Origin of the sequence: Roseomonas rosulenta, assembly GCF_016106005.1 — a bacterium.
Taxonomy (GTDB): Bacteria; Pseudomonadota; Alphaproteobacteria; order Acetobacterales; family Acetobacteraceae; genus Neoroseomonas; species Neoroseomonas rosulenta.
In genome coordinates, this window is the sequence record NZ_JACADR010000369.1 from 1 (window position 1) to 3,675 (window position 3,675).

Annotated in this window: 4 protein-coding genes; 2 read left to right on the forward strand and 2 right to left on the reverse strand. The window is 69.6% G+C overall.

The genetic code is table 11. The features are described from left to right. Together HW578_RS24315 and HW578_RS24320 are read left to right on the forward strand one after the other, a co-directional pair. The coding region (locus HW578_RS24315; protein ID WP_198373286.1) for an arylsulfatase at positions 1-1,517 on the forward strand (1,517 nt) is incomplete at its 5' end. A gap of 235 nt (positions 1,518-1,752) precedes the next feature. After that, positions 1,753-2,460 (forward strand): SOS response-associated peptidase, encoded by a 708-nt coding sequence (locus tag HW578_RS24320; RefSeq protein ID WP_198373287.1) that lies wholly within the window; start codon positions 1,753-1,755, stop codon positions 2,458-2,460. Here the strand turns inward: HW578_RS24320 and HW578_RS24325 are convergent. Both HW578_RS24325 and dksA read right to left on the reverse strand, forming a co-directional pair. Continuing rightward, positions 2,393-2,953 carry a hypothetical protein gene (locus HW578_RS24325; RefSeq protein WP_198373288.1) on the reverse strand — a complete coding sequence of 187 codons (561 nt, stop codon included), beginning with the start codon at positions 2,951-2,953 and terminating at the stop codon, positions 2,393-2,395. The two genes, HW578_RS24320 and HW578_RS24325, sit on opposite strands and share 68 nt — an antisense overlap. A 12-nt stretch (positions 2,954-2,965) precedes the next feature. Then, on the reverse strand, positions 2,966-3,382 hold the full coding sequence (gene dksA / locus HW578_RS24330) for an RNA polymerase-binding protein DksA (protein ID WP_198373289.1): 417 nt from the start codon (positions 3,380-3,382) through the stop codon (positions 2,966-2,968). Positions 3,383-3,675 lie beyond the last annotated feature (293 nt).

Below are 3,675 nucleotides of genomic sequence, written 5' to 3' on the forward strand. Positions count from 1 at the left end.
GCCCGGCCGCGCCGGCGCCGGCGGCCGCGGGAGGCGCCGCGCGGCGGCCGAACATCGTCGTCATCTGGGGCGACGACATCGGCTGGTGGAACATCAGCTACAACAGCCGCGGCCAGATGGGCTACCGCACGCCCAACATCGACCGCGTCTTCCAGGAAGGCATGACCTTCACGGACTACTACGCGGAGCAGTCCTGCACCGCCGGCCGGTCGGCCTTCATCACCGGCCAGGCGACGGTGCGCACTGGCCTGTCCAAGGTCGGGCTGCCCGGCGCCGAAGCCGGGATGAAGCCCGAGGACCCGACCATCGCGCGCGTGCTGAAGGGCATGGGCTACGCGACGGGGCAGTTCGGCAAGAACCACCTCGGCGATCGCGACGAGCACCTTCCGACCATGCACGGCTTCGACGAGTTCTTCGGCAACCTGTATCACCTGAACGCCGAGGAAGAGCCGGAGAACGTGGACTATCCGCGCAACCCGGAATTCCGCCGGCGCTTCGGCCCGCGCGGCGTGATCAAGTCCTGGGCCAACCCGGACGGCACGCAGCGCATCGAGAACACCGGGCCGCTGACGCGCCAACGGATGGAGACGGTGGACGACGAGTTCGTCGCCGGCGCGCTCGACTTCATGGAGCGCAAGCGGCGCGACGACCAGCCGATCTTCCTGTGGGTCTGCGCCAGCCGGATGCATTTCCGCACCCATGTACCGGAACGCTACCGAGGGCGGTCAGGACTGAACTTCTACGCCGACGGCATGATCCAGCACGACGACCATGTCGGCCAGATCCTGAAGAAGATCGACGACCTCGGCATGGCGAACGACACCATCGTCATCTACGGCACCGACAACGGCCCGCACTACAACGCCTGGCCCGACGCCGGGATCACGCCCTTCCGCAGCGAGAAGAACTCCAACTGGGAAGGCGCCTTCCGCACGCCCTGCGCGATCCGCTGGCCCGGCCGCATCGCGCCGGGCAGCGTCAGCAACGGCATCACCTCGAACCTCGACTGGTTCCCGACGCTGGTCGCCGCGGCGGGCGAGCCCGACATCAAGCAGAAGCTGCTGCAGGGCTTCGCCACGCAGGGCCGCAGCTACAAGGTGCATCTCGACGGCTACAACCAGCTGCCCGTGCTGACCGGGCAGGCGCAGGAAAGCCCGCGCAAGGAATTCTACTACTTCAACGACGACGGCCAGATGGTCGCGATGCGCTACGAGCGGTGGAAGGTCGTCTTCCTGGAGCAGCGCGGCGTCGGCTTCGGCGTGTGGCGGGAACCCTTCGTGCAGCTGCGCGTACCGAAGCTTTTCGACCTGCGCATGGACCCGTTCGAGCGCGCCGACGACGCCAGCAACACCTACAACGACTGGTTCATGGACCGCGTCTATCTGCTGGTCCCGGCCCAGGCGATGGCGCGGCAGTTCTACGAGAGCTTCCGGGAATTCCCGCCGCGACAACGGCCGGACAGCTTCAACCTGGAAGGCGTGCTGCGCCAGATGGAGCAGGCTGCCTCCGGACGTTGAGGCAATACCCTGCGCCGCCTGCCTCCTCGGCGGCGCAGGGATGAACGCTCCCTTCCCTGGTCGAGATCATCCTCGGCCGAACCGCGAGGTTGACGAGGCAGAGCCGCGGCTTACGCATGGCATCGTCAAATGGAACGTCGTCCCGGGGCGCCAATTTGGCGCCCGGGGGCGCTGCCCCCGCTGTCGCCGAGCCGTTAGGGTTGACGCGGCGGCTAACGGCGCGGCGGACAAACTCATGTGCGGACGGTATTTCCAGGCGCGGGGATCGGGCGACATCGCGCGCTACTTCGGCACCACGAATGCGGTGCCGAACCTGCTGCCTTCCTTCAACAAGGCGCCCACGCAGGACGGGCTGGTGGTGCGCCGCCACCCCGAGACCGGCGCGCGGCACCTCGACGTGCTGCGCTGGGGCCTGGTGCCGCACTGGGCGAGGGATGCGACGGGCGGCGCACGCATGATGAACGCGCGTGGCGAATCGGTGGCCGAGAAGCCCGCCTTCCGCGACGCCTTCGCGAAGCGCCGCTGCCTCGTGCCGATGGACGGCTTCTACGAATGGCGCAGCGAGGGGAAGTCGAAACAGCCCTTCGCCTGTTCCCTGAAGTCGGGCGAGCCCATGGCCTGCGCCGGGCTGTGGGAGGGCTGGAAGCAGCCCGACGGCGACTGGCTGCGCACCTATTCCATCATCACCTGCGCGGCCGCCGGCCGGCAGGCGCTGCTGCACGAGCGCATGCCGGTGATCCTGCCGCGCGAGGACTGGGACGCATGGCTGGACGGCGACAACCCGGCGTCGCTGCTGAGGCCCGCGCAGGATGGGCTGCTGGCCTTCTGGCCCGTGCCCGCGCGCGTCGGCCGCGTGGCCGAGGACGATGCCGGCCTCATCGCGCGCGACCCGCTGGCGGTGGCGCCGGCGGAGCTGGACGATCCGCCGCCATCCCTGCCCTGAACCGCGCGCGCCACCAAAGCGCCCCGGCCACGGCCGAGTTGCACGCGAGCAGCCCGAGCACGGCCGGCACCAGGTGATGCAGCGCGCCCTGGCGCGAGAAGACCACGAAGCTCCAGGCGATCTTGGCCAGCGGCAGCGCGTTCAGCACCACCAGCCCCCAGGCCAGCGACCGGCGCCAGAAGGCCAGGGCCAGCGCGGTCAAGCCGAGCGGCACCAGCAGCGCCACCGCCACCTTCCACGGAGTCCAGGGAGCCAGCAGATAGGCCCGCTCGGCAGCCAGGACCTCGGCGGCCAGTGCGGAAGGCTGCGCCGGCGCCGGGAACCAGAACATGCTGGTGGCGAGCGCCAGCACCGTGACGATCAGCCCGGCCAGGCTCCGCCGCCACGCGAACCAGCAATAAGGAATGAGAAAGAGGGGCCGGACATACCAGCTCCACTCATTATGATGCCGCGCCCAGGCCCAGGCTGCGAAATCCGCGAGGGCCTCGTGCATGGCCGCCCGCGCTCAGTCGTCGCGGTGCACGCGCTCCATGCGCTCGTGGCGCTCCTGCGCCTCGATGGACATGGTGGCGATGGGGCGCGCCTCGAGCCGGCGCAGGCCGATCGGCTCGCCGCTCTCCTCGCAATAGCCGTAGGTGCCGTTCTCGATCCGCTCGAGCGCCTGGTCGATCTTGCTGATCAGCTTGCGCGCGCGGTCCCGGGTGCGGAGTTCCAGCGCCCGGTCGGTCTCGACGCTGGCGCGGTCGGTGAGGTCGGGCTCGGCGATGCCGCCCTCGGAGAGCGAGGAGAGCGTCTCGCCCGCCTCGCGCAACAGGTCCTGGCGCCATCGCAACAGCTTCTGTCGGAAGTATTCCAGCTGCACCGGGTTCATGAATTCCTCGGTGTCCGAGGGACGGTAGTCGGGCGGCAGCGTCACGAGCATGAGTCCAATCCCCCGGCGCAAGGCTGAGGCCGCCTTCCCGACAGCGACCCGACACCCCGGTTCAAAGCGGGCGGAACATAGACGCGCCCCTGCCGGAAAGAAAAGGGGGGTTCGGCGACAAATCCCTGAAACAGCGTGGTTTTCAGTCCGGTGACACAAAGCCGGGCTTCTCGCGCCGCGCGAGCTCGACCCGGACCCGCAGCGCGATCGCGGCCACCGCCTCCGCCAGGGCCGGGTCGGCCGCCGCCTCCCCGGTCGTGAGGTCGCGCAGCCGGCGCAGCCGCGCGGGGTCG

What these genes read in the sequence shown, in the direction of transcription:
- HW578_RS24325 (WP_198373288.1), bottom strand. Translation starts at nt 2,953, where the DNA reads ATGCACGAGGCCCTCGCGGATTTCGCAGCCTGGGCCTGGGCGCGGCAT.
- dksA (WP_198373289.1), bottom strand. Translation starts at nt 3,382, where the DNA reads ATGCTCGTGACGCTGCCGCCCGACTACCGTCCCTCGGACACCGAGGAA.
- HW578_RS24320 (WP_198373287.1), top strand. Translation starts at nt 1,753, where the DNA reads ATGTGCGGACGGTATTTCCAGGCGCGGGGATCGGGCGACATCGCGCGC.